This is a genomic window from Pseudomonas guariconensis, assembly GCF_040822035.1.
In the GTDB taxonomy this organism is placed as follows: domain Bacteria; phylum Pseudomonadota; class Gammaproteobacteria; order Pseudomonadales; family Pseudomonadaceae; genus Aquipseudomonas; species Aquipseudomonas guariconensis.
In genome coordinates this window covers 3,263,546-3,283,368 of sequence record NZ_CP162012.1, presented here as the reverse complement: position 1 = coordinate 3,283,368, position 19,823 = coordinate 3,263,546, and the positions used below count along the sequence as shown (strand labels likewise).

The window sequence follows — 19,823 nt, the reverse complement described above, 5'->3', positions numbered from 1 at the left end:
CCTCGATGGGATCAGGCGTGGAGCTCGAAGGACTCGGCCTTGCGAACGATTCGAACTTGGGCGGTGCGGCGCTCCGGTGCGCGGCGATCACGTCGCATCGGGTCAGCGTCATCGATGACCGCATGCATGGCGATGAGGCCGGCGAGGGCGATGCACAGGGGGCTGATGATCTGGCGGCGCATGGCCTTGGTGACCGCCTCAATGCGACGGCCAGCCTCCAACTTGAACAGGGCGCCTTCGATGCGGTTGGCCACGGTGCCTGGGCTGACCGCCATCTGGCGGGCGATTTCTTTGGTGGTGAGGCCTTGGGCAACCCACAGCAATGCTTCAAGCTCGCGGGGAGCCAGCGCCTTGCCGAGCTGGCCAATCCATGAGCCGCAGGTGATCGTTTCCATGAAATGTCCTCGGTGGGCTGCATTGGTGTGCGATCTGGCCGGCGCTGCGTTCTCTCCGGCTTGGCGGCCTAACTCTCTGATGTCTCAGTAGCTCGCCAACGAGACTAGGTTTGCGCATCAGCCTGCGCATTCAGACCACACACCGATGCAGCCTGGTGATTGGGAATCAGGTGGATCGGGCAGTTAACGTCAGGCTGACGTGGCGCAGGCTTCGAAGGCGGCGCGCTCCAACTCCATGCATTGCTCGTAATGAGCCATCGCGATCGGCATGTGGTAACTATCCAGAGGCCATTTACTGACCTTGCAGCCTTGACCTGCCGGGCAGTGAAAGACGAACAGCTCGCTTTCGTTCTTGTCCATCTCCATGCTCACCTGGGCACCGCTATCGAAGCGGTCTTGGATAATCGTGGTCATCTTCAGTTGCTCCGCTACCAGTTGATTTCCCGTCTGGCCCTGTCGCCAAGGCCAATCAGTGAAATCGCCCCGGCCTCGCTACTGGCGACAGGCCGGGGATGCTGCATCAGCGGTGATTCGTCGTTTCGGGTGGGCTACCGGATATCCGGCCAATGCGCGGCGACATCGACGCCACAACTTGCCGCTGCCTGTCAGGGTTCCGGGTGCAGCCTTCAGGCTTCCTGCACCTCACGGGCGAATCGCTAATTACTTCATGGCGAGGGTTCTCCTCTGTCCGTGGTTAAGGGTTTGCCACCAAGATCCGAGGTCGATACGGCATCGCTCAGGGAGGCTCCTGCCTATGAGCGTGCTAGCTACCTTTCCCACCTGGTGGAGTGTTGCACCGAGTTGTGTAAAGAGCGGTGGCTGCCTGGGCAGCCTGGCTCGATGCATATGCAAGCGAACTTGCAATAATAAAAGCATGCTTGTTTTTTAAATGCAAGCACGCTTGTGTTAATTTTTCGTACTGTATGAATATCCAGTAAGTAGGAGGTTGCGGATGTCGGCGCAGGAAAGAGCAGTTCGGGTCGCGGAATTGACTAGCCTTGAGCGACTGGGCCTGAGGGTTTCGGCAATGATCAATTCCCCGCTCGCGCAGCTGGGAAGGAAGGTATTAATCCACCGTCTGGACACGGACAACGATCAGGATTGGGATGCGATCATGGAGCTCCTATCCGAAACCGACGGTCTGGACATGACCTTCTGTGATGACGGATCGGTGATCTTGCAATGGGAGAAGCCGAACGATGACGACCAGGTGATTGAGCGGGAGGAGGGTGGCGAGCCAGCTGAGGTTAGCGACGAGGAACCGCCATTCTGAAAGGCACAAAAAAGCCCGCTCATGGCGGGCTCTCTGTGAGCTCTGAATCAAGCTTTTGATGTATCCCAGTCAAACCATTGGGCAGTGGTTCGCTTGAACCATCCAAGCTTGCTCACGTATTTGGCGGCCTCTTCCTTCGAGTACATGGATCTTATTACGTCGTCACGAGCCAAAAGCTCAAGAGCTGGCAGTGTAGGTGGCTCATCAGCCTCGATTCGACGAATTCTGCTCTTCATTTCTCGGATTTTGTCCGCAGGCGTATTCACCCCTGAAGCGAGCAGCTCAGCCTCTATGTCAAGATATCTCTTCCGCAGGTCGTTATGCAGCCATGCCCGTTGGCCCGTGCCGACTACCAAATCAACTGACGAAGCGAGCGTAACTAACAGGGCTGATCCTCCAACCAGAATGTCGGATGATCCAGCAATTAGCGACGTAACAGTAGCAGAACCGAAAACTACACCGACAAAGGCTGTGAACCGGCCCCATCGGAGAAAGAAAGCTCCCCGGCGCATGTGATAGCGGACATTGCGCTGAACATAAAATTCAAGCTCATGAATCTCCTCGGCAATGTCGGCATCATTCATATTCATGGGTCTCTTTTGGGGCGCGGAGGTACAGGCCTACTTTCAGAAATTGTGTTTGGACCGCCACCATGGTCTTTTCTTCCCCATCCGTCTCGCGTCGGAGTGGGTCGAGAAGGAATGGTTACAGGCTTTGGTTGAGGTGGCGCTTTGGACTTGTCGTTCACTCTAGCACAGCTCCATTTTCGTTATGTTATGGCTCTACAAGCTCGCTTCTGGCTACACCAGGTGTGCATTCCACACCAGCAGGACCCTAGCCTGAATGTAGGTCTCCTCCCGCCGGATCATCCTGTCTTTGTGCTTCGGGTTGTCCGAGATCATCTCGAAGTGGTCTTCGTCCGCGATCTGTAGCCGCTTGATGTACAGATGGTCGCCCCAGGAGAACAGGTAGATGCCGTCACCGACGAACTCGCGGATGCTCACATCGACGATCAGGGGGTCTCGGTGCTTGATCGTTGGCTCCATCGACTGACCCCAGCCGGTGACCAGCTTGAGGTGGTAATGCTCGGTGAACTCCACCCCCAGTTCGCGCAGGTGTTTTGGGCTTACTCGGATGTCCTGAAGCATTTCGGGATAGTCGGGGGCCACCTGACCGCCACCCATGGCTCCGCGAAGGTCGTAGCGAGCGATGCAGACCTCATCGCCGACCACTCCTGGTCGAGAAAAATCAACGGTCACAACGTTGCTCATCGACACTGCGGCAGCCGTCTCCTCGACTGCGCTTGCGATCTTCTGGCGGGCTTCCTCGGTCAGGCTTTTTCCGTGCTTGGCAAGCATCTGCTGAACAAGATCCGCAGCTGATCGCGAGTGTTTTTCCTCCGCCTTGGGCGCTGGCGCATCTTTGCGCCTTGGTGGCTCCCCTTTGCCGGCAAGTAGCCAATCCACAGTCGTGTCATAGCCGTCCGCAAGGGCTACGAGATTCTCGTTTTTGATGTTCTCGGTATCCCCCGCAAACCACTGACGAACAGCCTCATAGCTGATTCCACACGTGTTCGCGATGTCCCGTTTGACGTTACGGACACCCAGTTCGGGACGGCGGGCCAGGACGAGCTTGGTTATTCGGTCTGTGGTTTTCATGTGCGCAATCTACAAGGTTGCTTGTCAAGCATGCTTGTTTTGCAAATACAAGCATGCTTGAATATCAAGACGAGCAAAGGAGGTCGCCATGACCAAAAGCCAGGCAATCAATCATTTCGGGTCGATATCGGCGCTCGCTAAGGCGCTTGGGGTGACCTATGAGGCGGTCCGCCAATGGGTGGATGTGCCTGAGCTGCGCCAGTACCAGATTGAGCGAATCACGAAGGGAGCGCTTAAGGCCGGGAAGGCGGACGCAGCTGCGTGACCGTGAAGACATTTTCAACGGTCCGGCCATGCGCCAGTAGATGACTAAAACACCTGCTGATCCATCCAGTACCTGAATCGCAGGCATAAAAAAACCGGGTGGCAGCCCGGCTTCTTCAACAACACATCGAGGTCGATTATGCACCGCACAGTCGATGCAGGCAATACCGCGCATTCCACGTCAGTTTCCAGGTTCTCGCCGAATCTGACGCGTCAGGCTTTCAGTCATGGAGGGCGTCTGTAATGGCTCGTATCCGCACCATCAAGCCGGAGTTTTGGACCAGCGAGCAAGTCATGGAATGCTCGGCGATGGCTCGACTCCTCTTCATCGGCCTCTGGAACTTCTGCGACGACGCCGGTAACCACCCGATGTCGCCGAAGACCATCAAGGCTCTGGTTTTTCCCGGTGATGACATCACAGCGATTGCGGTCGAAGGGTTGATCGGTGAACTCGTGGCGAACCGCCTGATCAGTCTCTATGAGGCATCGTCGAAGCAGTACCTTCACGTCAACGGATGGCACCATCAAAAGATCGACAGACCAACCTTCAAGCACCCCAATTTCGTCGAGTCCTCGTCGAGTGATCGTCTAGAGGATGGCGAAGGCTCGTCTAGCGATGATCGAGGACTCACCCCCGGAATGGAAGGGAAGGGAAGTAATACACACTCACCGCGCGAGCCCTTCGCGATGCACCTCGAATGGGTTCCAGATCAATCGCAGCTGGAGGCCTATGCCAAGCGCTCAGGTGTTCCGATCGCAGAGTTCACGAGCGAGGCCATCGGCGGGTTTGTCGTTCATCACGATGCCAAGGGTGTAGCGCAGACAGAAAGCCAGTGGATTGCAGCCTTGGTCGGCTGGATCAAGCGCGATTTCACGAAGGCGGCCAAGGTCGTCCCGCTGCGAAGCGGTGGCGGTGCGGCGACGTTTGACGATGAAGACACGTCCTGGTTGAGCCAGGAGGTCGGCCAATGAACCAGGTATCTGTCGTCACCCACGGCCTGTGGGCCAAGATTCAATCGGGTCAACGCATCCCAGTCGGCTTCGAACTGCCAGCGGACGTGAAGGCTGAGCTCAACCGCAAGACCGCCGCAGTGATTAACGACCTGTTCCGCGATCTGCGCTCGATCTGCACCGCCTGGAAGCAAGCCTGGCCCGATCAGGCGACCTATAGCGCGTCGAAACAGCAGTGGTTGACCGCATTCCTTGAGGCCGGAATCAACAGGGCCGATCAGTTGCAGTTCGGGCTGATGCGCTGCCGACAGTCGGGCACCCCATTTATCCCTCCGCCTGGTGAGTTCATCCAGTGGTGCCAACCCTCGCCAGAAATGCTTGGCCTCCCAGCGCTGAAAGCCGCCTTCCGCGAGGCCTGCCGTAACGCTCACCCGGCCATGGCTGGCCAGGGCAAGTGGAGCCACGACGCGGTATGGCACGCCGCCAAGGAGTGTGGCTTCGAGAATCTGAACAAGCTGCCCGAGGACGCCAGTTCGAAGCTGTTCGAGCGCAACTACACCATCGCTGTCCGCCGGCTGATGGCTGGCGAGCCTCTGCAGAAAATGCCGCTGGCATTACCGGCCAAAGTCGCCGCCCGGCGAACACCGCAGGTTGGCAACGCCGCACTGGCCGCCATCCGCGCGGCAAGGAGACATGCATGAGCACGCTGCTCACCCCGAACCCCGCCGAGTACCGCTACGCGCTCTACTGCCGCAGCGACCAGCTCGACATTTCCTATGGTGCCCGGCAGCCCGTGGCGCTGTACCGCGAAGAGGCGTTGGCACAGGCGCACGGCGCCCGAATGTGGCCCGGCGCCTTCACCGTCATCGACCTGCAAGTAGGCGATCCATGCGCCAATCCAAACTGACCAAGGCCGCCCGTGGCCGCGACTGCCAGGTACGTATCCCAGGCGTGTGCAACGGCAACCCAGAAACCACCGTCCTGGCCCACTACCGCATGGCTGGGACCTGTGGCGTAGGCATCAAGCCGCACGACATGCAGGGCGCCTGGGCGTGCAGCGCCTGCCACGACGCGTGCGACGGTCGCAGCGGCAACATTGATCGCGACACCGCCCGGCAGTTCCACGCCGAGGGCGTGATGCGCACCCAGGCCATCCTGATCGGCGAGGGGGTATTGGTCGCATGAGTGCCCCAGCCTTTCGACCTTTCAAGGCCAAGGCCGCCCGCGCCAAGCGCGTCGACCGCGAGGGGCAGGAGCAAGCGGCGCTGATGCAGGAGCTGCAGCTGCGCTACCCGGAGGCCTACGCGCTGATCTATCACGTCCCGAACGGCGGGCACCGGGTCAAGGCCGTGGCCGCAAAGTTGAAGGGGCAGGGCGTCAAGGCCGGCGTGCCTGACCTGGTTCTGCCGATGGCCCGCGGTGGCTGGTTCGGGCTGTACATCGAGTTCAAGGCCCAGCCCCCGTTCGACGCACCGGTCTCGCCGAGCCAGGATGCCTACCTGCAGGCCCTGCACCGGCAAGGCTACCTGGCCATTGTGTGCCGGGGCAGCATTGACGCGGTGGAGGCCATCCGCGCCTACCTGCTGCAGCCCGCCACGGTGGCCGCATGAGCGCGACTCGGGAAGTTAAGTTCAGCGAGGCCGAGGTCCGCCGGCAGGCTGCCGACAAGTCGGTGCGCGACTTGCGCGACCCGCGTCACCCCGGCCTGTACCTGCGCTTCTGGAGCACTCGCGACCGTGGCACCTGGCATCTGGTGCGCGGTAAGCGCTGGGTGCCTATCGCCCGCTGGCCCGACCTGAGCGCGTCGGCGGTGATCGCCGAGTTGCCCGCGCTGCGGCAACGCCTGCTGCGCGACCCCGGCACGGCGCCGGTGGCATCGGGCATGATCAGCGCAGGCCAGTTGCTGGACTGGTACGGTGACCGCCTGACCCGTGATCGCTCGCTGTCGATGAAGCGCAAAGCCGGGGCGCGCTCCGTCATTGCCCAGCACCTGAAGCCACGCCTGGGTGGCCTGGCCATTGTCGACGTGAATGCCGAATCGCTGGACAAGCATTTGATGTGGCCCTGCCAGGCCGAGGTGTCGCTGTCCTACCTGCGGCAGATGTTCACGCTGCTGCTGACCGCGTTCCGCCAGGCCCTGAAGCTGGGCCTGATCGACCACAACCCCATGGCTGGGATGCGCTTCAGCGACTTCACCAAGGCCAAGATCGTGCCCAAGGCCGCCCGTCTGCGCGACGTGCAATTGCCCGCGCTGATGCAACAGCTGATCGCAGTCTTCGAATCCACCCCGAATGACGCCATGCTGGCCCTGATGATGCTTGCTCACGGTACCCGGATCGGCGAAACCCGCATGGCCCGCTGGAGTGACATCAGCCTGGCTGCTGCCGAATGGTTCATTCCAGCGGCCCACACCAAGACCCGCACCGAGCACCGCCTGCCACTGACCGCTCAGCTCAAGGCGCTGCTGACTCGGTACCGGGCGATTCAGCAGGCGCAGGGGTACGAGGGCGTTTACCTGTTCCCGAACCGCCGTGGCCACTGCCTGAGCGAGGCCCAGGCCAGTCAGGTGTTCACGCGCCTGGGGCAGGGCGAGTGGACCAGCCACGACCTACGCAAGGTCTCCCGCACCACCTGGACCGATCTCGGAATCGACGGCCACATCGGCGAGATGCTGCTGAACCACACGCTGGGCAAGATCGCCAGCACCTACATCCACACGCAGGCCATGGAGCAGCGCAAGTTGGCGCTGGAGAAGTGGCATGCGTGGCTTGATCGGATCGGTTTCGCGGCCATCCACGGCCTTAAAGAGGCCTTATTTGAAATCCCGCAGAAATCGCCACAAGCCAATGGTGACGAGACCTCGGGCGACCTTAACGAATTAGTAATAGGCGAGGATTCAAAGCGATGAGGAAGAGCCACGGCCCCGCCTTCAAGAAGGCTGTGATCGAGTTGGCTCAGTGCCCTTTGTGCCGTGGGAGAGCGGTCATCAAGGGTGTGTTTCACGAACTGCCATGCGACCACTGCAACGCCTCGGGCTGGGTGGTGGCTGCAACCGGCGAGGCCTTAGCCCTGGATGAACTGGTGACCCAGCTCAGCATGAGGCTTCGGGCAGCGATGCGGCAGATCGAGCAGTTGAAGAAGCCCCGGGCGACTGGCCCGGAGGCGCTGTATCAGGAAGGCAACCGGCTGGGCGCCGGTGGCAGCAACTACACGGGCGATTGAGGGGGAAGGACATGATCTACAACAGCGTATCGGGTGCAGTGGTGGCCGCTCTGGCGGCTGGGGAGAAGGGCGCCGCGAAAGGGCAGGCCTGGCAGAAACTTTACAAGGCGGCAGAGGAGGAGGGTGGTTGCCTGGCTTCGCTCGGCGGGCAGTCGGGTGGTTTTGATCGGGCCCAGGTGGACTACTGGCTATCCGCTCGGCTGCACCATTTGTTGATCCCCCGGCACTGGCAGGCGTTGAATGCCAAGTACGCCACCAACAAGGGCAAGAAGCTGCAGGGTATCTCGGCCATTGCGCCACTGATCGCCAGCCCAGCACCGCAGCTGTTCATCTACAAGGCGGTCACCGCCTGGGCTGTGCCGAAGTTGAAAGGAGCTCGTCGGAAAGGGCCGCGCTCCGTGTCCGTGGACATTCCATTGGATGCACCGGAGTGGCGTCGCAACAACCTGGTCGATGCTGCACTGGCGGCTGGTCAGGCTGAACGGAAAAAAGCCGAGGCGATTGCCGAAGACCTGATCGTCCTGTCTGACAGCTTCTACGACATGAACACCTGGGATCTGGACGGCACACCGGAGCCAACCCGCTATCGCTGGCGGTCCGGGATCAAGGAGAAGCTGGATGGGATGGTTGATGACGCGCTGATCGAAGTGCGGGCGATTCTGGAGGCCGAGGGATTGCTCATCAAAGAAGCAGCGTAATTGCCTGTTGACATCGGTGAGAGAGTGAGAGAAATTATCGCCATCCTGTCATTCCTGCGCGTGTTGAGGACTGACCAGAAAAAGCCCGACCATTGAGTCGGGCTTTTTGTTGCACGACCCCTAAAGGTCATGTTTCCACTGCCGATAGTGTCACGTAGCCATCAATTTCTGCATGGCGCTTGCCGCTAGAGGGAAAAATGTCGGAAGCCTCCTGGTATTACGCACTCAATGGATCGAGACAGGGACCGTTTACGCTTGAGCAGATGCACGGGTTTGTATCTACCAATGCTATCCAGTCAGACACGAAGGTCTGGTCGGGCGCGGGGGACTGGGTTTCGCTTAAGGAAACAGAGTTGGTATCCAGCGTCCCGAAGCCTGCTGGTCCGCCGCCTCTCGCTGCTACGGACGTCGACAACCGGTTTGTCTGGGCATTAGTAGGCGTCCAGCTGGTCGGCGGTGTGCTTGAGCTGATTTCAGGGGTGACCATCTGGTGGGCTTTCTTGATTCTGAATATTGGCCTGTGTATCGCAGATGAGAAGCGTCTCAAGGCTGCCGGGCATTCCGCCCCAGAGACGTGGTGGGCATTGATCGTTCCTGGGTATCTGTGGAAAAGGGCCACGCTCCTCGGTCAAAACAAGAATTACTTCTTTGCCTGGATCGCTGCCTTTGTGGTTTCCATTGGGCTGTCTGCCGCCGGTGGCGAATCTGCCATCGAAAAAGCGGCCTGCCCAGTCGTCACGGACATCATCCACAAACAGTTTTTCCAGACATCCTCCTGCATAGCCGTGACCATCGATGATGAGCCTCGATCCGGCTTCTACCGCGCAACAGCGCTACTGGACAACGGCAACGAGCTTGACATCACCATCGAACAGAAGGACGACAACATTTACGTCCGAGTGCCTCGTCAGTAGTCGGCGTAGCTTACAAATCAACAGAGGCCTCGGCATTCGCCGGGGCTTTTTTGTTTCTGGAGTTCTCCAAATGAACGCCATCCGAGACTACTACCGCCGCCATGTGTACGTTTCGAGCCTGATTGATGAAATCCACTATCTCTTGAACCGGGTAGAGCCGCATGAAGATGTGAAGGTTAGACCGGTGCGGGTGAGGCACCTCAACAAACTGCTGCGGTATAAACGCCGCGCCAAGGGCGTAAGCCTTTCGTACAACTGAACCTATCCATACAGCCCTGGCATTCGCTGGGGCTTTTTTGTTTCCGCTCCCCGCAACGGGAGGAACCGAGATGCCGAACATGCCTGAGAAGGATCCTGGCCTGTGGGCCGCTGTGCTCGCATGGTTGATCGCGCATCAGCCACAGCTCTATACCGGCGGCATTGCTGCTGCGGTGGCGATGTGTCGCGTCATTTATGGCGGAGGCCGAGGTCGCAAGATCTTCTTGGAAGGCGCGATCTGCGGCTTGATCGCGATCAGCCTGTTGCCGGTGCTGGAGTACTTCGCGCTGCCGCCAAACCTCTCCGTATTCGCCGGCTGCATGGTCGGCTTCATGGGTGTAGAGAAGCTGCGCGACTACTCCGACCGATTCATGAGCAAGAAGGTGGAGGGCTGATCAATGAAGAACGCCGAGCAATCTCGTCTCAACTACCTGATGACATCGCGTCCTCTCATCGTCAAACGCAATGGGTTGCACTACTGCCTTCACGATGCCTTCAGCGGCGAAGTGCTGGCAGGTCAAGCCCAGGTCCGCCTGGTGCAAAACCCCAACGAGGTCGCGCGGCTGATCGTCGAGTTCAACTGTGATGGCGCTCACGTCCGACTGGATGGCGAGTGATGGCCTGCAGCGGATGCGCCGCCCGGCGCGAATGGATCAACAAATGGATGAAGGTGGCACGTGAACGAGCAAGCAATCTCTTTGCTCCAGCAGATCCTGGACCAGCAACAGAAGCAGACCAGCCTGCTCGAACAGATCGCGACCCAGAACCTCGCACTGATCGAAGCGCTGGCGGATGAAGGCGGCGTCGATCCTGACGCCCCGCCTCAGACTTACCTGAATGGTGCGCCATGCCGATGAGACCTCAGCGCCCGTGCCGGGCCTCAGGGTGCAGAGCACTGCACCGCAACGGCAATGGATACTGCGATGGTCATGCCGACCTGGCTGCCGAGCAGGCCAAGGCTTGGGCGACCCGCAAGGGATCAGGCCGTGGCGGTCGCCCCTGGCGCCGCAAGCGTGAGCGAATCCTGAAGCGAGATCAGTACCTCTGCCGGTGCGACGACTGCGCCAAGCTTGGCCGCATCCGAGAAGCGCATGAGGTTGACCACATCGTGGCTCTGGCCCATGGCGGCACGGACGATGACGATAACCTTCGGGCGATCAACCGCGACTGCCACAAGGAGAAGACGCAGCGGGAATCGCGACGAGGGGGAGGGGTATAGCAAAAGTTCCAGCCTTTTCGCTCGGACACCGCGCCCTCAGTCGTTTTTTTACACCCGCGAAATATAAAGTTTAGTGGAGGCGCCGATGCCAGGGGTTGCCGGGCGCTCCGGCCGTCGCCCAAAACCCACGGCCCAGAAGGCGCTGGCCGGTAATCCCGGCAAGCGCAAGCTCAACATGGACGAGCCTGACTTTGCTCTGGTGACCAATGTCGACCCGCCCGAGTGGCTGTGCGAACACGCCACTAGGGTCTGGGAAATGCTGGTGCCGGAATTGCTGCGAGCCAAGGTTCTGGCTCTGACCGATATGCACAATGTCGAGGCGTTCTGCACTGCGTACGGTAACTGGCGGCTTGCTCAAGACTCTGTCCGGGAACATGGCGTCGTAGTCGCGGGAGCCACAGGCGGGCCGGTGAAAAACCCGGCGCTCACCGCGGCCAACGAAGCGATGCGCCAGATGGTCACCTTCGGCTCCATGCTGGGACTCGATCCCGCGAGCCGCACGCGCATCATCGGCGGCAACAAGCAGAAGACAACGAACCCATTCGCAGGCTTGCTCGAGTGACCAATGGCCAGGACCAAGTACACCAACGTCGACAAGGCGATGGCGTGGGCAAGGTCCGTCCTGAAAGGCAAGTTCCCGGCCTGCCGCTATATACACCAGGCGATCGAGCGGCACTTTGACGACGTAGCGGCCAGCCGCTCCAAGAGCTACCCATACAAGTTCGACCCGGCCAAGGCCGAGAAGAAGCTGCGCCTGATGCAGCTGCTGCCCCACACTAAGGGCGAGTGGGCGTTCAAGCGGCAGTTAATCACGCTTGAGCCCTGGCAGCTTTTCGGCCTGGCCTGCACTTTCGGCTGGATCCGGAAGAAGGGCGGGTACCGGCGTTTCCGCGAAAGCTACTGGGAAGTGCCGCGCAAGAACGGCAAATCAGTGATTGCCGCCGGCGTCGGCATCAGCATGTTCACCGCCGACAACGAGTTCGGCGCCGAGGTCTACTCCGGTGCGACCACCGAGAAGCAGGCGTGGGAGGTATTCCGACCTGCAAGGCTGATGGTCAGCCGGTCGCCCATGCTGATCGAGGCCGCAGGCATCGAGGTTAACGCCTCGAACTTGAACATCCCGTCCAACGGCAGCCGCTTCGAGCCGTTGATTGGTAACCCGGGTGATGGTGCTTCGCCGTCCTGCGCGATCATCGACGAATACCATGAGCACGACAGTGCGGCGCAGTACGACACGATGCTTACCGGCATGGGCGCACGCCGCCAGCCGCTGATGTTCATCATTACCACCGCCGGGGCGAACATCGAGGGGCCTTGTTACGACAAGAGGCGCCAGGTCGTCGAGATGCTCAATGGCACCGTCCCAGACGACGAACTGTTCGGCTACATCTGGACCCTTGACGAGGGTGATGACTGGACTGATCCGAAGAACCTGGCCAAGGCGAACCCCTGCATGGGCGTGTCCGTGTTTCAGGAGTACCTGGAGAGCCAGCTGGCGAGGGCGATCCGCTCGGCGCGTTTTACCAACACGTTCAAGACCAAGCATCTGAACCTGTGGGTGAGTGCCAAATCCGGCTTCTTCAATATGGAGAGCTGGAAGGCCTGCGAGGACAAGACGCTCACCCTTGAACAGTTCGAGGGCCAAGAATGGGTTGCCGGCTTCGACCTGGCGCGCAAGCTGGACATGAACTCCAGAGCCAGGCTGTTCTGGCGTGAGATCGACGGGAAGGTCCACTACTACAGCGTGGCTCCGGCCTTCTGGGTTCCTGAGGACACCGCTAACGATGTGGACAACAAGCGAATGGCCGAGCGCTTTCAGGCCTGGATCAATACCGGCCACCTGACTGCTACACCAGGCGCAGAGGTGGATTACCGCGAGATCCTCGAAGACACCAAAGAAGCCAACAAGCTGGCACCGATCAGGGAGTGTCCGATCGACCCGCACGGCGCCACTGGCCTGAGCCATGACCTGGATGACGAGGGTTTCAACCCGATCACCATCACCCAGAACTACACCAACATGTCCGACGGCATGAAGGAACTGGAGGCGGCGATCGAGGCTGGGCGTTTCCACCATGACGGAAACCCGATCATGACCTGGTGTATCGGCAACGTGATCGGTAAATACCTGCCCGGCAATGATGACGTGGTCCGTCCGATAAAGCAGGGCGATGACAACAAGATCGACGGCGCAGTAGCGCTGATCATGACGATAGGCCGGGTACTCGCGAATGCGGACACTCAGGGCTCTGTCGACGACTTCCTTTCCAGACCGATGAGCATGTGATGGCAGACACCGACTACAGCATTGACCTGCGCACCCGCAGCCCATTCTGGGCGCGCATGGCGAGCTTCTTCGTCGGCGGCCGCCTGGTTTCGCCGGAAAAGGGCTCACAGAACGGGCCTGTCTCTGCATCAGGGGTGGTAGGCGATTCAGTCGTGAGCGACGAACGCTCGTTGCAGATATCGACGGTTTTCGCATGTGTCCGTTTGATCTCCACGGTCACGGCCGGCCTGCCGCTGGATGTTTTCGAGACCACTGGCGACAACCGAAGAAAGGTCGGTGTCGATAACCCTCTGGCCCGTTTGCTGCGATTCAGCCCAAACCAGTTCATGACCGCGGTGGAATTCCGCGAGGCCATGACCATGCAACTGTGCTTCTACGGCAACGCCTATGCCTTGATCGAGCGGAACAGCATCGGAGATGTGATCAGCCTCACGCCTCTCCTGTCGGTCAACATGGACGTACGCTTGGAGAGCAAGCGCGTGGTCTATCGGTACCGTCGCGACAGCGAGTATGCGGATTTCAAAGCGTCTGAGATCTTCCATCTCAAGGGGTTCGGGTTCAACGGCCTCGTGGGACTGTCACCGATCGCTTTTGCGGCCAAGACCACCGGGGTCGCCGTAGCCATGGAAGATCAACAGCGCGACTTCTATGCCAACGGAGCCAAGTCACCTCAATTGCTGATGACCGGCGAGGGCAAGGTGCTTAACAAAGAACAGCGCGCCCAGGTTGAAGAAAACTTCAAGGAGATATCCGGCGGGCCGGTCAAAAAGCGGTTGTGGATTCTGGAAGGTGGATTCACCACTCAGCCCATTGGCGTCAGTCCCCAGGACGCAGAGACCATGTCCGCTCGTAAATTCCAGGTCAGTGAGCTGGCCCGGTTCTTCGGGGTGCCGCCGCATCTGGTGGGCGATGTCGAGAAGTCGACCAGTTGGGGCACCGGCATCGAGCAGCAGAACCTCGGATTCTTGCAGTACACCCTGTCGCCTTACTTAAACCGCTGGGAGTACGCCATCGAGCGATGGTTGCTGAAGCCTGGCGACGTTGGGCGGTACCACGCGGAGCACAACATTGATGGCCTGCTGCGGGGCGATTCAGCTGCCCGAGCGTCCTTCATGGGTACCTTGGCAGATAAAGGCCTCCGGACCATCAACGAGCTTCGGCGGCTGGACAACATGCCGCCTCTGGCTGGAGGTGATGTCGCCACCCGGCAATCACAGAACGTGCCAATCACACAACTCGGTAATCCAGACCCCGCTTAAGGCGGGGTTTGATCTTTCTGGAGGCAGCAAATGCCAAGCGTTTGCAAAACCCTGGCCTTTGATCAGGCCGCAATCAAGTTCGCCAACGGTGGCGCCCAGGGCGTTTTCGAAGGCTATGCCAGCGTCTTTGGTGTGGTCGATAGCGATGGCGACATCATTGAGCCCGGTGCTTTCGCCCACGCTTTGAAAACACAGTCTCGCGCAGTGGCTATGTTCTTCAACCATCGTCGCAACGAGATACCTGTGGGCAAGTGGCTTGAGCTATCCGAGGACAGTAAGGGCCTGTATGTGCGCGGTGAGCTCACGCCAGGCAACCCCCAATCCGAAGCGCTCAAGGCCGCCATGGTACACGGCACGGTCGGTGGGATGTCCGTCGGCTTCAGTGCGGCCAAGGGTGATGTTGTCTCGATCGCCACCGGTTACTCCTTCCGCAACGTATCGCGCTTGAGCGAGATCAGCGTGTGCACCTTCCCGGCCAATGAAGCGGCCACCGTCTCCACGCTCAAGAGCATGGAGACCATTGAAAGTATCCGCGATGCGGAGAACTGGTTGAGGGAATCCGCCGGCCTCTCCAAATCCGAAGCGCAGGCGTTGATCGCCCGCATCAAGTCCGCGGTTCGGAGCGATTCCGAAAGCGGCGACCCCACTGAAATCGCCGCGCTCCTGGAGCGCTTGAAAACCTTCCCGCAACTTTGAACCGAGGATCTACCCATGTCAGAACTGGCCCAAGTCCAGAAGGCGATCGAAACCGCGCAGACCCGCATGCAGGAGCTGTTCGATGCCCAGAAAGCCGAAATTCAACAGAACGGTGCCGTGAGCAAAAAGCTGCAAGAAGACCTCACGACCGTTCAAGAAGAACTGAAAACCGCCGGCACTCGTCTGTTCGACATCGAGCAGAAGCTGGCCGGCAACAATCCTGATGACCCGTCTACCAAGAAGAGTTTCGCGGCCCAGACAGCCGAAGACCTGAAGAAGTCCTGGGACGGCAAGTCCTCGGGCAAGGTTGATGTGAAGAGCTTCGACAAGCAGCTTGGCAGCGGCGCGGCCTCTGCTGGCGCGCTGATTCAGCCGCAGGTGAACCCAGGCATCTTGATGCCAGGCCTCCGCCGTCTGACCATCCGAGACCTGCTCGCTCAAGGTCGTATCAGCTCGAACTCGTTGGAATACGTTCGCGAGAACGTGTTCACCAACAGCGCTGCTCCGGTGGCAGAAGGCACTCTGAAGCCTGAATCCAACCTGACCTTCACCAAGGAAACGGCGAACGTCAAAACCATCGCTCACTGGATCCAGGCATCCCGGCAGGTGATGGACGATGCGCCGATGCTCGAGTCCTACGTCAACAACCGCCTGCTGTTCGGCCTGGCCCTGGTTGAAGAAGGCCAGTTGCTGAATGGCGATGGCACTGGCGATAACCTCACCGGTTTGAACCAGGTGGCTACTGCGTACGACACCGCGCTGAATGCCACCGGCGACACCCGTGCGGACCAAATTGCCCATGCGATCTTCCAGACCAGCGAGTCAGAGTTCGAGGCCTCGGGCATCATCCTGAACCCTCGCGACTGGCATGCCATCGCGCTGCTGAAGGATGCGGAAGGACGCTACATCTTCGGCGGTCCGGCAGCGTTCGCCGCGAAGGTTATGTGGGGGCTGCCGGTGGTGGCCACCAAGGCGCAAGCACTCGGAACCTTCACCGTCGGCGGCTTCGACCTGGCGTCCCAGGTCTGGGATCGCATGGATGCCACCGTCGAGATCAGCCGCGAAGACCGTGACAACTTCGTGAAGAACATGCTGACCATCCTGTGCGAAGAGCGCCTGGCGCTGGCCCATTACCGTACCAGCGCGATCATCAAGGGCACCTTCACCGTCCCAACTCCATAATCCAGCCAAAGGGCCGGGGCAGGTAACTGCCCCGCTTTGATCATGAAGAAAATTCGCGCACTGCGTCAGTTCTCGCACTACCACGCCGGCAACTTCGACCAGCACGAAACCCGTGCTGTGTTGGACGAGTATGCAGAAGCCCTGATCGGGATGGGGCTTGCCGAGGAGGTGCTCGACCCCGAGCATCTGCCAGAGCCAGAGCCAGAGCCAGAGCCAGAGCCAGAGCCAGAGCCAGAGCCAGAGCCAGAGCCAGAGCCAGAGCCAGAGCCAGAGCCAGAGCCAGAGCAGAAAGCGGGTAAGAAAAAATGACCGTGACCGCGCTGGAGCTTCTTCCGATCGAAACGATCAAGCAGCACCTGCGTGTCGATCATTCAGCCGAAGACGCATTGATCGAGCTGTACGCGGAGTCCGCTCTGGCCTGGGCTTTGTGGTACTGCGATAACCCTAAGCTTATTGATGCGGCAGACTTCCCGGCTAGCTTCAAGGTCGCGCTACTGCTGTTAATCGGTCACTCCTACACCAATCGCGAAGCTATCGTCACGGGGACTATTGCGACGGAACTACCGTTGGCCGTCAATTCTCATCTGTGGTCGTGTCGTAACTGGAGTGGACCTCCCGATGAGGCCCTGCCATGAAAGCCGGTGCACTTCGTCACCCCATTGAAATCCAGAAGCTAGTCAAAGTTCGAGATCCTGAAACTGGCGAGTTTGGAGATCCAGAGTGGCAAGTCTTCGCGAACACCTGGGCATCGGTTGAACCGCTTTCTGCCAAAGACCTGATTGCCGCGCAAGCAGCCCAGTCCGAAGCCACAGCGCGGTTCGTGATCCGCTATCGCTCTGGTGTTCTTTCCACGATGCGAATTATTCATCGCGGCGAGGCGTACAGCATCGAAGGCCCACCCCTGGAGGACGACAAGTCCGGCCTGGAGTACCTGACGCTTCTGGTGTCGAAGGGGGTAAAGGATGGCTGATGGCGTCGAGTTCAGCATCACCGGCCTGGAAAGCCTGCTGGGGAAGTTGGGCGCCGTCAGCTACGACGTTCGCCGCAAGGGTGGCCGGGCCGCACTGCGCAAAGCTGCCCAGGTGGTGGTGCAGAAGGCCAAGGAGGGCGCCGAGCGGATCGACGACAAGGAAACCGGTCGCTCTATCGCCGACAACATCGCCCTGCGCTGGAATGGCCGCCTGTTCAAGCAGACCGGTGACCTGGGCTTCCGCATCGGCGTGCTGCACGGCGCGGTGCTGGCCAAGAAGGGGGAAGCGGTCGACCTCTCGACCAATGCGCCGACCCCTCACTGGCGCCTGATTGAGTTCGGCACCGAGAAGATGGCCGCAGCCCCGTTCATGCGTCCGGCCCTGGCCAACAGCATCGCGGAGGTGACCAACACCTTCGTCTCCGAATATGAAAAGTCGATCGATCGCGCCATCCGGCGCGCTGCGAAGAAGGCTGCATCCTCATGACACCACCGATTGTTCAGGCCTGTTTGGCTTCTCCAGCGGTTACCGCTTTGCTGGGGGCTGGCGCTGATATGAGGCTCTATTCCTTTGGCGAGGCGCCGGATGCCGTGGCCAAGCCCTATGCCGTGTGGCAACTCGTCAACGGAACGCCGGAGAATTTCCTCGCCGGACGCCCGGATGTCGACGGCTTCACGCTGCAAGTCGACGTGTACGGCACCACCGGCACCGCTGTGCGCCAGGTGCGCGATGCCATCCGTGATGCCATCGAGCTACGCGCCTACGTCACCCGGTGGGGCGGCGAGAGTCGCGACCCCACTACCAATAATTACCGAGCCAGCTTCGACGTGGACTGGATAGTCCGCCGCTGAGCCAACCGAGCCCGCTATGTGCGGGCTTTTCTTTGCCCGACAGGAGACCACCATGTCGATTTTGACCCAAGGCACCCAGGTCTTTGCCCTGGTCCCGCCTGCCTCTGGCACTGGCCCACTCACCGTAATGGAGGTGGAATGCGCCACCGCGTTCAACCCTGGCGGGTCTCCGAAGGAGCAGATCGAGGACACCTGCCTCAGCTCCAAGGAGCGGACCTACAAGCCAGGCCTGCGCACGCCCGGCCAGGCATCTCTGACCATCAACGCCGACCCAAACAGTCCCAGCCATATCCGGCTGCATCAGCTTTCTGAGGCCGATGGTGATACCACCATTCGCTGGGCGGTGGGCTGGTCCGATGGCCCTCTCGATGCGGACGGCAACCCGACCGCGCTGCCAACCCTCAACACTGAGGGGGATGATTTCGAGCTGCCGACGACCCGCACCTGGTTTGTCTTCCAGGGCTATGTCGCCGACTTCCCGTTCGACTTCGCCGCCAACTCCGTGGTCAGCACTGCGGTTTCCATCCAGCGTTCGGGCGGCTCCGCCTGGATCAAGAAAGCTGCGTGAGGCACTGATGAAGCTCACTATCGACTCGCTGCAACAGCTCGGCTCCTTCACCGGCCGGCCTGTGGAGAAGGAAATCAGCTGGCGCCAAGGTGAAGACACGCTGAAGGCGACCGTCTACGTTCGCCCGCTGGGCTACCAGTCCGCCGTCAGCGATGTCCTCGCCGCGGCTGGCCACCAAGACAGCATTGCCGGCCGCATCGCCGCCGCGATCTGCAACGAAGAAGGGCAGCCCGTCTTCACGGTCCTGGACATCACCCATGGACCGCTCGACAAGGTCGAGCTGGCCAAGGACCCGAAGAGCACCAAACGCCTTGGCGCGCTGGATGGAAACCTGACAGTTGCACTGCTCGCGGTTATCCATGAGGTGAACAACCTGGGAAAGACGACGAGCTCACCGACCTCGACGAGTTCTGGCACGAGCTCGTCCTCGCCGGTGTCGGCGGCAGCACCATCGCGCAGGCGCAAGAAAACCTGAGCCTGCGCGAGTTTCACTCCTGGGTGAAGTACTGGCGTAAGCGCGGCTCTTTCCATTTGGGCATGCGCATCGAGAGTGGCTTCGCCCTGATTGCTTCCATCCTGGCCAACCAGACTCGAGACCAGAAGAAGCGGCCGGAGCCTTACACGCCGGCGGACTTCATGAGGCATGGTGATCAGGAGATTGTCAGTTTGGATCTGGCTATGGAGACGTGGAGGTAATGGCTTTGGCATAGCTTGGCTAGATGGTAGATTCCCACCCTTTATAGGAAGGGATTTCAGGGAGCCCAAGTCATGTCCGCAAACTCAGCACCATTTGATGCAGCGCCCACGTTTATAGCAATGGTCGTGTTGTACTTCGTGCCGTTCATCATCTCCGTGGTTCGAGGTCATCACAACAAGGTTCCGATCTTCTTTGTAATCCTACTTCTTGGCTGGACGGGAATAGGATGGATTGCAGCCTTCATCTGGTCTGTTAGCGCCGTAAAAAAATCCGCTCCAGAGCAGTTGGTTAAATCCTCAAAATCCGTTCCCGATGACCAGGCTTCTTATAAGGAGCTTGAAAAGTTGGCCGAACTTAAAGAACGCGGCCACCTTACTGCCCAAGAGTTTGAGGCGGCGAAAGCCAAAGTCTTAAGTCGATAGATATCACCTATTAATAAGCCCGCTTTGCGGGCTTTTTT

Annotated in this window: 33 protein-coding genes; 29 read left to right on the top strand and 4 right to left on the bottom strand. The window is 59.8% G+C overall.

Features of this window, described 5'->3' with window-relative positions; translation table 11 throughout:
- Positions 1-11: 11 nt before the first annotated feature.
- Both AB1N67_RS15020 and AB1N67_RS15015 read right to left on the bottom strand, forming a co-directional pair.
- Entirely contained in the window at positions 12-395 is a 384-nt protein-coding gene (locus AB1N67_RS15020; RefSeq protein ID WP_367863143.1) for a response regulator transcription factor, read from the bottom strand.
- 189 nt (positions 396-584) lie between these two features.
- Positions 585-809 (bottom strand): hypothetical protein, encoded by a 225-nt coding sequence (locus tag AB1N67_RS15015; protein WP_349738455.1) that lies wholly within the window; start codon positions 807-809, stop codon positions 585-587.
- Positions 810-1,347: 538 nt separating this feature from the next.
- Here AB1N67_RS15015 and AB1N67_RS15010 point away from each other — a divergent pair.
- Positions 1,348-1,668 carry a DUF1654 domain-containing protein gene (locus AB1N67_RS15010; protein ID WP_367863142.1) on the top strand — a complete coding sequence of 107 codons (321 nt, stop codon included), beginning with the start codon at positions 1,348-1,350 and terminating at the stop codon, positions 1,666-1,668.
- A 47-nt stretch (positions 1,669-1,715) separates the two neighbouring features.
- Here the strand turns inward: AB1N67_RS15010 and AB1N67_RS15005 are convergent, their stop codons facing one another.
- Both AB1N67_RS15005 and AB1N67_RS15000 read right to left on the bottom strand, forming a co-directional pair.
- Positions 1,716-2,258, bottom strand: a complete 543-nt coding sequence (locus AB1N67_RS15005; RefSeq protein WP_323115115.1) for a hypothetical protein — start codon at positions 2,256-2,258, stop codon at positions 1,716-1,718.
- A gap of 210 nt (positions 2,259-2,468) precedes the next feature.
- Positions 2,469-3,326 (bottom strand): XRE family transcriptional regulator, encoded by an 858-nt coding sequence (locus tag AB1N67_RS15000; protein WP_367863141.1) that lies wholly within the window; start codon positions 3,324-3,326, stop codon positions 2,469-2,471.
- A gap of 88 nt (positions 3,327-3,414) precedes the next feature.
- Between AB1N67_RS15000 and AB1N67_RS14995 the strand changes: the two genes are divergently transcribed.
- The 28 genes from AB1N67_RS14995 to AB1N67_RS14860 all read left to right on the top strand — a co-directional run bounded on the left by AB1N67_RS14995 (position 3,415) and on the right by AB1N67_RS14860 (position 19,785).
- On the top strand, positions 3,415-3,591 hold the full coding sequence (locus tag AB1N67_RS14995) for a Cro/CI family transcriptional regulator (protein ID WP_367863140.1): 177 nt from the start codon (positions 3,415-3,417) through the stop codon (positions 3,589-3,591).
- A gap of 242 nt (positions 3,592-3,833) precedes the next feature.
- The gene (locus tag AB1N67_RS14990; protein WP_367863139.1) at positions 3,834-4,562 is read left to right on the top strand and encodes a DnaT-like ssDNA-binding domain-containing protein; all 729 of its coding nucleotides are present in this window, start codon (positions 3,834-3,836) and stop codon (positions 4,560-4,562) included.
- Positions 4,559-5,242 carry a replication protein P gene (locus tag AB1N67_RS14985; protein ID WP_367863138.1) on the top strand — a complete coding sequence of 228 codons (684 nt, stop codon included), beginning with the start codon at positions 4,559-4,561 and terminating at the stop codon, positions 5,240-5,242. Before AB1N67_RS14990 ends, AB1N67_RS14985 begins: the two co-directional genes overlap by 4 nt.
- A complete protein-coding gene (locus AB1N67_RS14980) occupies positions 5,239-5,448 on the top strand; it encodes a hypothetical protein (RefSeq protein WP_367863137.1) in 210 nt (69 codons plus the stop codon). The genes AB1N67_RS14985 and AB1N67_RS14980 overlap by 4 nt, the downstream gene beginning before the upstream one ends.
- Positions 5,430-5,726, top strand: a complete 297-nt coding sequence (locus AB1N67_RS14975; protein WP_367863136.1) for a DUF1364 domain-containing protein — start codon at positions 5,430-5,432, stop codon at positions 5,724-5,726. The genes AB1N67_RS14980 and AB1N67_RS14975 overlap by 19 nt, the downstream gene beginning before the upstream one ends.
- Positions 5,723-6,151 (top strand): VRR-NUC domain-containing protein, encoded by a 429-nt coding sequence (locus tag AB1N67_RS14970; RefSeq protein ID WP_367863135.1) that lies wholly within the window; start codon positions 5,723-5,725, stop codon positions 6,149-6,151. Before AB1N67_RS14975 ends, AB1N67_RS14970 begins: the two co-directional genes overlap by 4 nt.
- On the top strand, positions 6,148-7,449 hold the full coding sequence (locus AB1N67_RS14965; protein ID WP_367863134.1) for a tyrosine-type recombinase/integrase: 1,302 nt from the start codon (positions 6,148-6,150) through the stop codon (positions 7,447-7,449). The genes AB1N67_RS14970 and AB1N67_RS14965 overlap by 4 nt, the downstream gene beginning before the upstream one ends.
- A complete protein-coding gene (locus AB1N67_RS14960; protein ID WP_367863133.1) occupies positions 7,446-7,763 on the top strand; it encodes a hypothetical protein in 318 nt (105 codons plus the stop codon). Before AB1N67_RS14965 ends, AB1N67_RS14960 begins: the two co-directional genes overlap by 4 nt.
- 11 nt (positions 7,764-7,774) lie before the next feature.
- Positions 7,775-8,461 (top strand): hypothetical protein, encoded by a 687-nt coding sequence (locus AB1N67_RS14955; protein ID WP_367863132.1) that lies wholly within the window; start codon positions 7,775-7,777, stop codon positions 8,459-8,461.
- A gap of 197 nt (positions 8,462-8,658) precedes the next feature.
- Positions 8,659-9,375 carry a DUF4339 domain-containing protein gene (locus AB1N67_RS14950; RefSeq protein WP_367863131.1) on the top strand — a complete coding sequence of 239 codons (717 nt, stop codon included), beginning with the start codon at positions 8,659-8,661 and terminating at the stop codon, positions 9,373-9,375.
- 70 nt (positions 9,376-9,445) lie between these two features.
- Complete coding sequence (locus AB1N67_RS14945; RefSeq protein ID WP_367863130.1) at positions 9,446-9,634, top strand: hypothetical protein; 189 nt, start codon at positions 9,446-9,448, stop codon at positions 9,632-9,634.
- A gap of 70 nt (positions 9,635-9,704) precedes the next feature.
- Positions 9,705-10,028 (top strand): phage holin, lambda family, encoded by a 324-nt coding sequence (locus AB1N67_RS14940; RefSeq protein ID WP_023379832.1) that lies wholly within the window; start codon positions 9,705-9,707, stop codon positions 10,026-10,028.
- Between the two features lie 3 nt (positions 10,029-10,031).
- Entirely contained in the window at positions 10,032-10,250 is a 219-nt protein-coding gene (locus AB1N67_RS14935; protein WP_367863129.1) for a hypothetical protein, read from the top strand.
- Positions 10,251-10,310: 60 nt separating this feature from the next.
- The gene (locus tag AB1N67_RS14930; RefSeq protein ID WP_367863128.1) at positions 10,311-10,490 is read left to right on the top strand and encodes a hypothetical protein; all 180 of its coding nucleotides are present in this window, start codon (positions 10,311-10,313) and stop codon (positions 10,488-10,490) included.
- Positions 10,481-10,852 (top strand): HNH endonuclease, encoded by a 372-nt coding sequence (locus AB1N67_RS14925; protein ID WP_367863127.1) that lies wholly within the window; start codon positions 10,481-10,483, stop codon positions 10,850-10,852. Before AB1N67_RS14930 ends, AB1N67_RS14925 begins: the two co-directional genes overlap by 10 nt.
- Before the next feature lie 85 nt (positions 10,853-10,937).
- Entirely contained in the window at positions 10,938-11,414 is a 477-nt protein-coding gene (locus tag AB1N67_RS14920) for a phage terminase small subunit P27 family (protein WP_043206542.1), read from the top strand.
- Between the two features lie 3 nt (positions 11,415-11,417).
- Positions 11,418-13,139 carry a terminase large subunit gene (locus AB1N67_RS14915; RefSeq protein WP_367863126.1) on the top strand — a complete coding sequence of 574 codons (1,722 nt, stop codon included), beginning with the start codon at positions 11,418-11,420 and terminating at the stop codon, positions 13,137-13,139.
- Entirely contained in the window at positions 13,139-14,398 is a 1,260-nt protein-coding gene (locus tag AB1N67_RS14910) for a phage portal protein (RefSeq protein WP_182817464.1), read from the top strand. The genes AB1N67_RS14915 and AB1N67_RS14910 overlap by 1 nt, the downstream gene beginning before the upstream one ends.
- A gap of 30 nt (positions 14,399-14,428) precedes the next feature.
- Positions 14,429-15,094 (top strand): HK97 family phage prohead protease, encoded by a 666-nt coding sequence (locus AB1N67_RS14905; protein ID WP_367863125.1) that lies wholly within the window; start codon positions 14,429-14,431, stop codon positions 15,092-15,094.
- A gap of 15 nt (positions 15,095-15,109) precedes the next feature.
- Entirely contained in the window at positions 15,110-16,276 is a 1,167-nt protein-coding gene (locus AB1N67_RS14900) for a phage major capsid protein (protein ID WP_367863124.1), read from the top strand.
- A gap of 42 nt (positions 16,277-16,318) precedes the next feature.
- On the top strand, positions 16,319-16,585 hold the full coding sequence (locus AB1N67_RS14895; RefSeq protein WP_182816068.1) for a hypothetical protein: 267 nt from the start codon (positions 16,319-16,321) through the stop codon (positions 16,583-16,585).
- Positions 16,582-16,911 carry a head-tail connector protein gene (locus AB1N67_RS14890; protein WP_182816066.1) on the top strand — a complete coding sequence of 110 codons (330 nt, stop codon included), beginning with the start codon at positions 16,582-16,584 and terminating at the stop codon, positions 16,909-16,911. The genes AB1N67_RS14895 and AB1N67_RS14890 overlap by 4 nt, the downstream gene beginning before the upstream one ends.
- Entirely contained in the window at positions 16,908-17,246 is a 339-nt protein-coding gene (locus AB1N67_RS14885; protein WP_367863123.1) for a phage head closure protein, read from the top strand. The genes AB1N67_RS14890 and AB1N67_RS14885 overlap by 4 nt, the downstream gene beginning before the upstream one ends.
- Positions 17,239-17,733: an HK97-gp10 family putative phage morphogenesis protein gene (locus tag AB1N67_RS14880; RefSeq protein WP_367863122.1), complete on the top strand. Its 495-nt coding sequence runs from the start codon at positions 17,239-17,241 to the stop codon at positions 17,731-17,733. Before AB1N67_RS14885 ends, AB1N67_RS14880 begins: the two co-directional genes overlap by 8 nt.
- Positions 17,730-18,098, top strand: a complete 369-nt coding sequence (locus AB1N67_RS14875; RefSeq protein WP_367863121.1) for a DUF3168 domain-containing protein — start codon at positions 17,730-17,732, stop codon at positions 18,096-18,098. The genes AB1N67_RS14880 and AB1N67_RS14875 overlap by 4 nt, the downstream gene beginning before the upstream one ends.
- A 52-nt stretch (positions 18,099-18,150) precedes the next feature.
- The gene (locus AB1N67_RS14870; protein ID WP_367863120.1) at positions 18,151-18,666 is read left to right on the top strand and encodes a phage tail tube protein; all 516 of its coding nucleotides are present in this window, start codon (positions 18,151-18,153) and stop codon (positions 18,664-18,666) included.
- Between the two features lie 7 nt (positions 18,667-18,673).
- A complete protein-coding gene (locus AB1N67_RS14865; protein WP_367863119.1) occupies positions 18,674-19,141 on the top strand; it encodes a phage tail assembly chaperone family protein, TAC in 468 nt (155 codons plus the stop codon).
- A 293-nt stretch (positions 19,142-19,434) separates the two neighbouring features.
- On the top strand, positions 19,435-19,785 hold the full coding sequence (locus AB1N67_RS14860) for a superinfection immunity protein (RefSeq protein ID WP_367863118.1): 351 nt from the start codon (positions 19,435-19,437) through the stop codon (positions 19,783-19,785).
- Positions 19,786-19,823 lie beyond the last annotated feature (38 nt).

Bases quoted from the DNA above. Each gene is read 5' to 3' on its own strand.
- AB1N67_RS15020 (WP_367863143.1), bottom strand. From the start codon at position 395: ATGGAAACGATCACCTGCGGCTCATGGATTGGCCAGCTCGGCAAGGCG.
- AB1N67_RS15015 (WP_349738455.1), bottom strand. From the start codon at position 809: ATGACCACGATTATCCAAGACCGCTTCGATAGCGGTGCCCAGGTGAGC.
- AB1N67_RS15010 (WP_367863142.1), top strand. From the start codon at position 1,348: ATGTCGGCGCAGGAAAGAGCAGTTCGGGTCGCGGAATTGACTAGCCTT.
- AB1N67_RS15005 (WP_323115115.1), bottom strand. From the start codon at position 2,258: ATGAATATGAATGATGCCGACATTGCCGAGGAGATTCATGAGCTTGAA.
- AB1N67_RS15000 (WP_367863141.1), bottom strand. From the start codon at position 3,326: ATGAAAACCACAGACCGAATAACCAAGCTCGTCCTGGCCCGCCGTCCC.
- AB1N67_RS14995 (WP_367863140.1), top strand. From the start codon at position 3,415: ATGACCAAAAGCCAGGCAATCAATCATTTCGGGTCGATATCGGCGCTC.
- AB1N67_RS14990 (WP_367863139.1), top strand. From the start codon at position 3,834: ATGGCTCGTATCCGCACCATCAAGCCGGAGTTTTGGACCAGCGAGCAA.
- AB1N67_RS14985 (WP_367863138.1), top strand. From the start codon at position 4,559: ATGAACCAGGTATCTGTCGTCACCCACGGCCTGTGGGCCAAGATTCAA.
- AB1N67_RS14980 (WP_367863137.1), top strand. From the start codon at position 5,239: ATGAGCACGCTGCTCACCCCGAACCCCGCCGAGTACCGCTACGCGCTC.
- AB1N67_RS14975 (WP_367863136.1), top strand. From the start codon at position 5,430: ATGCGCCAATCCAAACTGACCAAGGCCGCCCGTGGCCGCGACTGCCAG.
- AB1N67_RS14970 (WP_367863135.1), top strand. From the start codon at position 5,723: ATGAGTGCCCCAGCCTTTCGACCTTTCAAGGCCAAGGCCGCCCGCGCC.
- AB1N67_RS14965 (WP_367863134.1), top strand. From the start codon at position 6,148: ATGAGCGCGACTCGGGAAGTTAAGTTCAGCGAGGCCGAGGTCCGCCGG.
- AB1N67_RS14960 (WP_367863133.1), top strand. From the start codon at position 7,446: ATGAGGAAGAGCCACGGCCCCGCCTTCAAGAAGGCTGTGATCGAGTTG.
- AB1N67_RS14955 (WP_367863132.1), top strand. From the start codon at position 7,775: ATGATCTACAACAGCGTATCGGGTGCAGTGGTGGCCGCTCTGGCGGCT.
- AB1N67_RS14950 (WP_367863131.1), top strand. From the start codon at position 8,659: ATGTCGGAAGCCTCCTGGTATTACGCACTCAATGGATCGAGACAGGGA.
- AB1N67_RS14945 (WP_367863130.1), top strand. From the start codon at position 9,446: ATGAACGCCATCCGAGACTACTACCGCCGCCATGTGTACGTTTCGAGC.
- AB1N67_RS14940 (WP_023379832.1), top strand. From the start codon at position 9,705: ATGCCGAACATGCCTGAGAAGGATCCTGGCCTGTGGGCCGCTGTGCTC.
- AB1N67_RS14935 (WP_367863129.1), top strand. From the start codon at position 10,032: ATGAAGAACGCCGAGCAATCTCGTCTCAACTACCTGATGACATCGCGT.
- AB1N67_RS14925 (WP_367863127.1), top strand. From the start codon at position 10,481: ATGCCGATGAGACCTCAGCGCCCGTGCCGGGCCTCAGGGTGCAGAGCA.
- AB1N67_RS14920 (WP_043206542.1), top strand. From the start codon at position 10,938: ATGCCAGGGGTTGCCGGGCGCTCCGGCCGTCGCCCAAAACCCACGGCC.
- AB1N67_RS14915 (WP_367863126.1), top strand. From the start codon at position 11,418: ATGGCCAGGACCAAGTACACCAACGTCGACAAGGCGATGGCGTGGGCA.
- AB1N67_RS14910 (WP_182817464.1), top strand. From the start codon at position 13,139: ATGGCAGACACCGACTACAGCATTGACCTGCGCACCCGCAGCCCATTC.
- AB1N67_RS14905 (WP_367863125.1), top strand. From the start codon at position 14,429: ATGCCAAGCGTTTGCAAAACCCTGGCCTTTGATCAGGCCGCAATCAAG.
- AB1N67_RS14900 (WP_367863124.1), top strand. From the start codon at position 15,110: ATGTCAGAACTGGCCCAAGTCCAGAAGGCGATCGAAACCGCGCAGACC.
- AB1N67_RS14895 (WP_182816068.1), top strand. From the start codon at position 16,319: ATGAAGAAAATTCGCGCACTGCGTCAGTTCTCGCACTACCACGCCGGC.
- AB1N67_RS14890 (WP_182816066.1), top strand. From the start codon at position 16,582: ATGACCGTGACCGCGCTGGAGCTTCTTCCGATCGAAACGATCAAGCAG.
- AB1N67_RS14885 (WP_367863123.1), top strand. From the start codon at position 16,908: ATGAAAGCCGGTGCACTTCGTCACCCCATTGAAATCCAGAAGCTAGTC.
- AB1N67_RS14880 (WP_367863122.1), top strand. From the start codon at position 17,239: ATGGCTGATGGCGTCGAGTTCAGCATCACCGGCCTGGAAAGCCTGCTG.
- AB1N67_RS14875 (WP_367863121.1), top strand. From the start codon at position 17,730: ATGACACCACCGATTGTTCAGGCCTGTTTGGCTTCTCCAGCGGTTACC.
- AB1N67_RS14870 (WP_367863120.1), top strand. From the start codon at position 18,151: ATGTCGATTTTGACCCAAGGCACCCAGGTCTTTGCCCTGGTCCCGCCT.
- AB1N67_RS14865 (WP_367863119.1), top strand. From the start codon at position 18,674: ATGAAGCTCACTATCGACTCGCTGCAACAGCTCGGCTCCTTCACCGGC.
- AB1N67_RS14860 (WP_367863118.1), top strand. From the start codon at position 19,435: ATGTCCGCAAACTCAGCACCATTTGATGCAGCGCCCACGTTTATAGCA.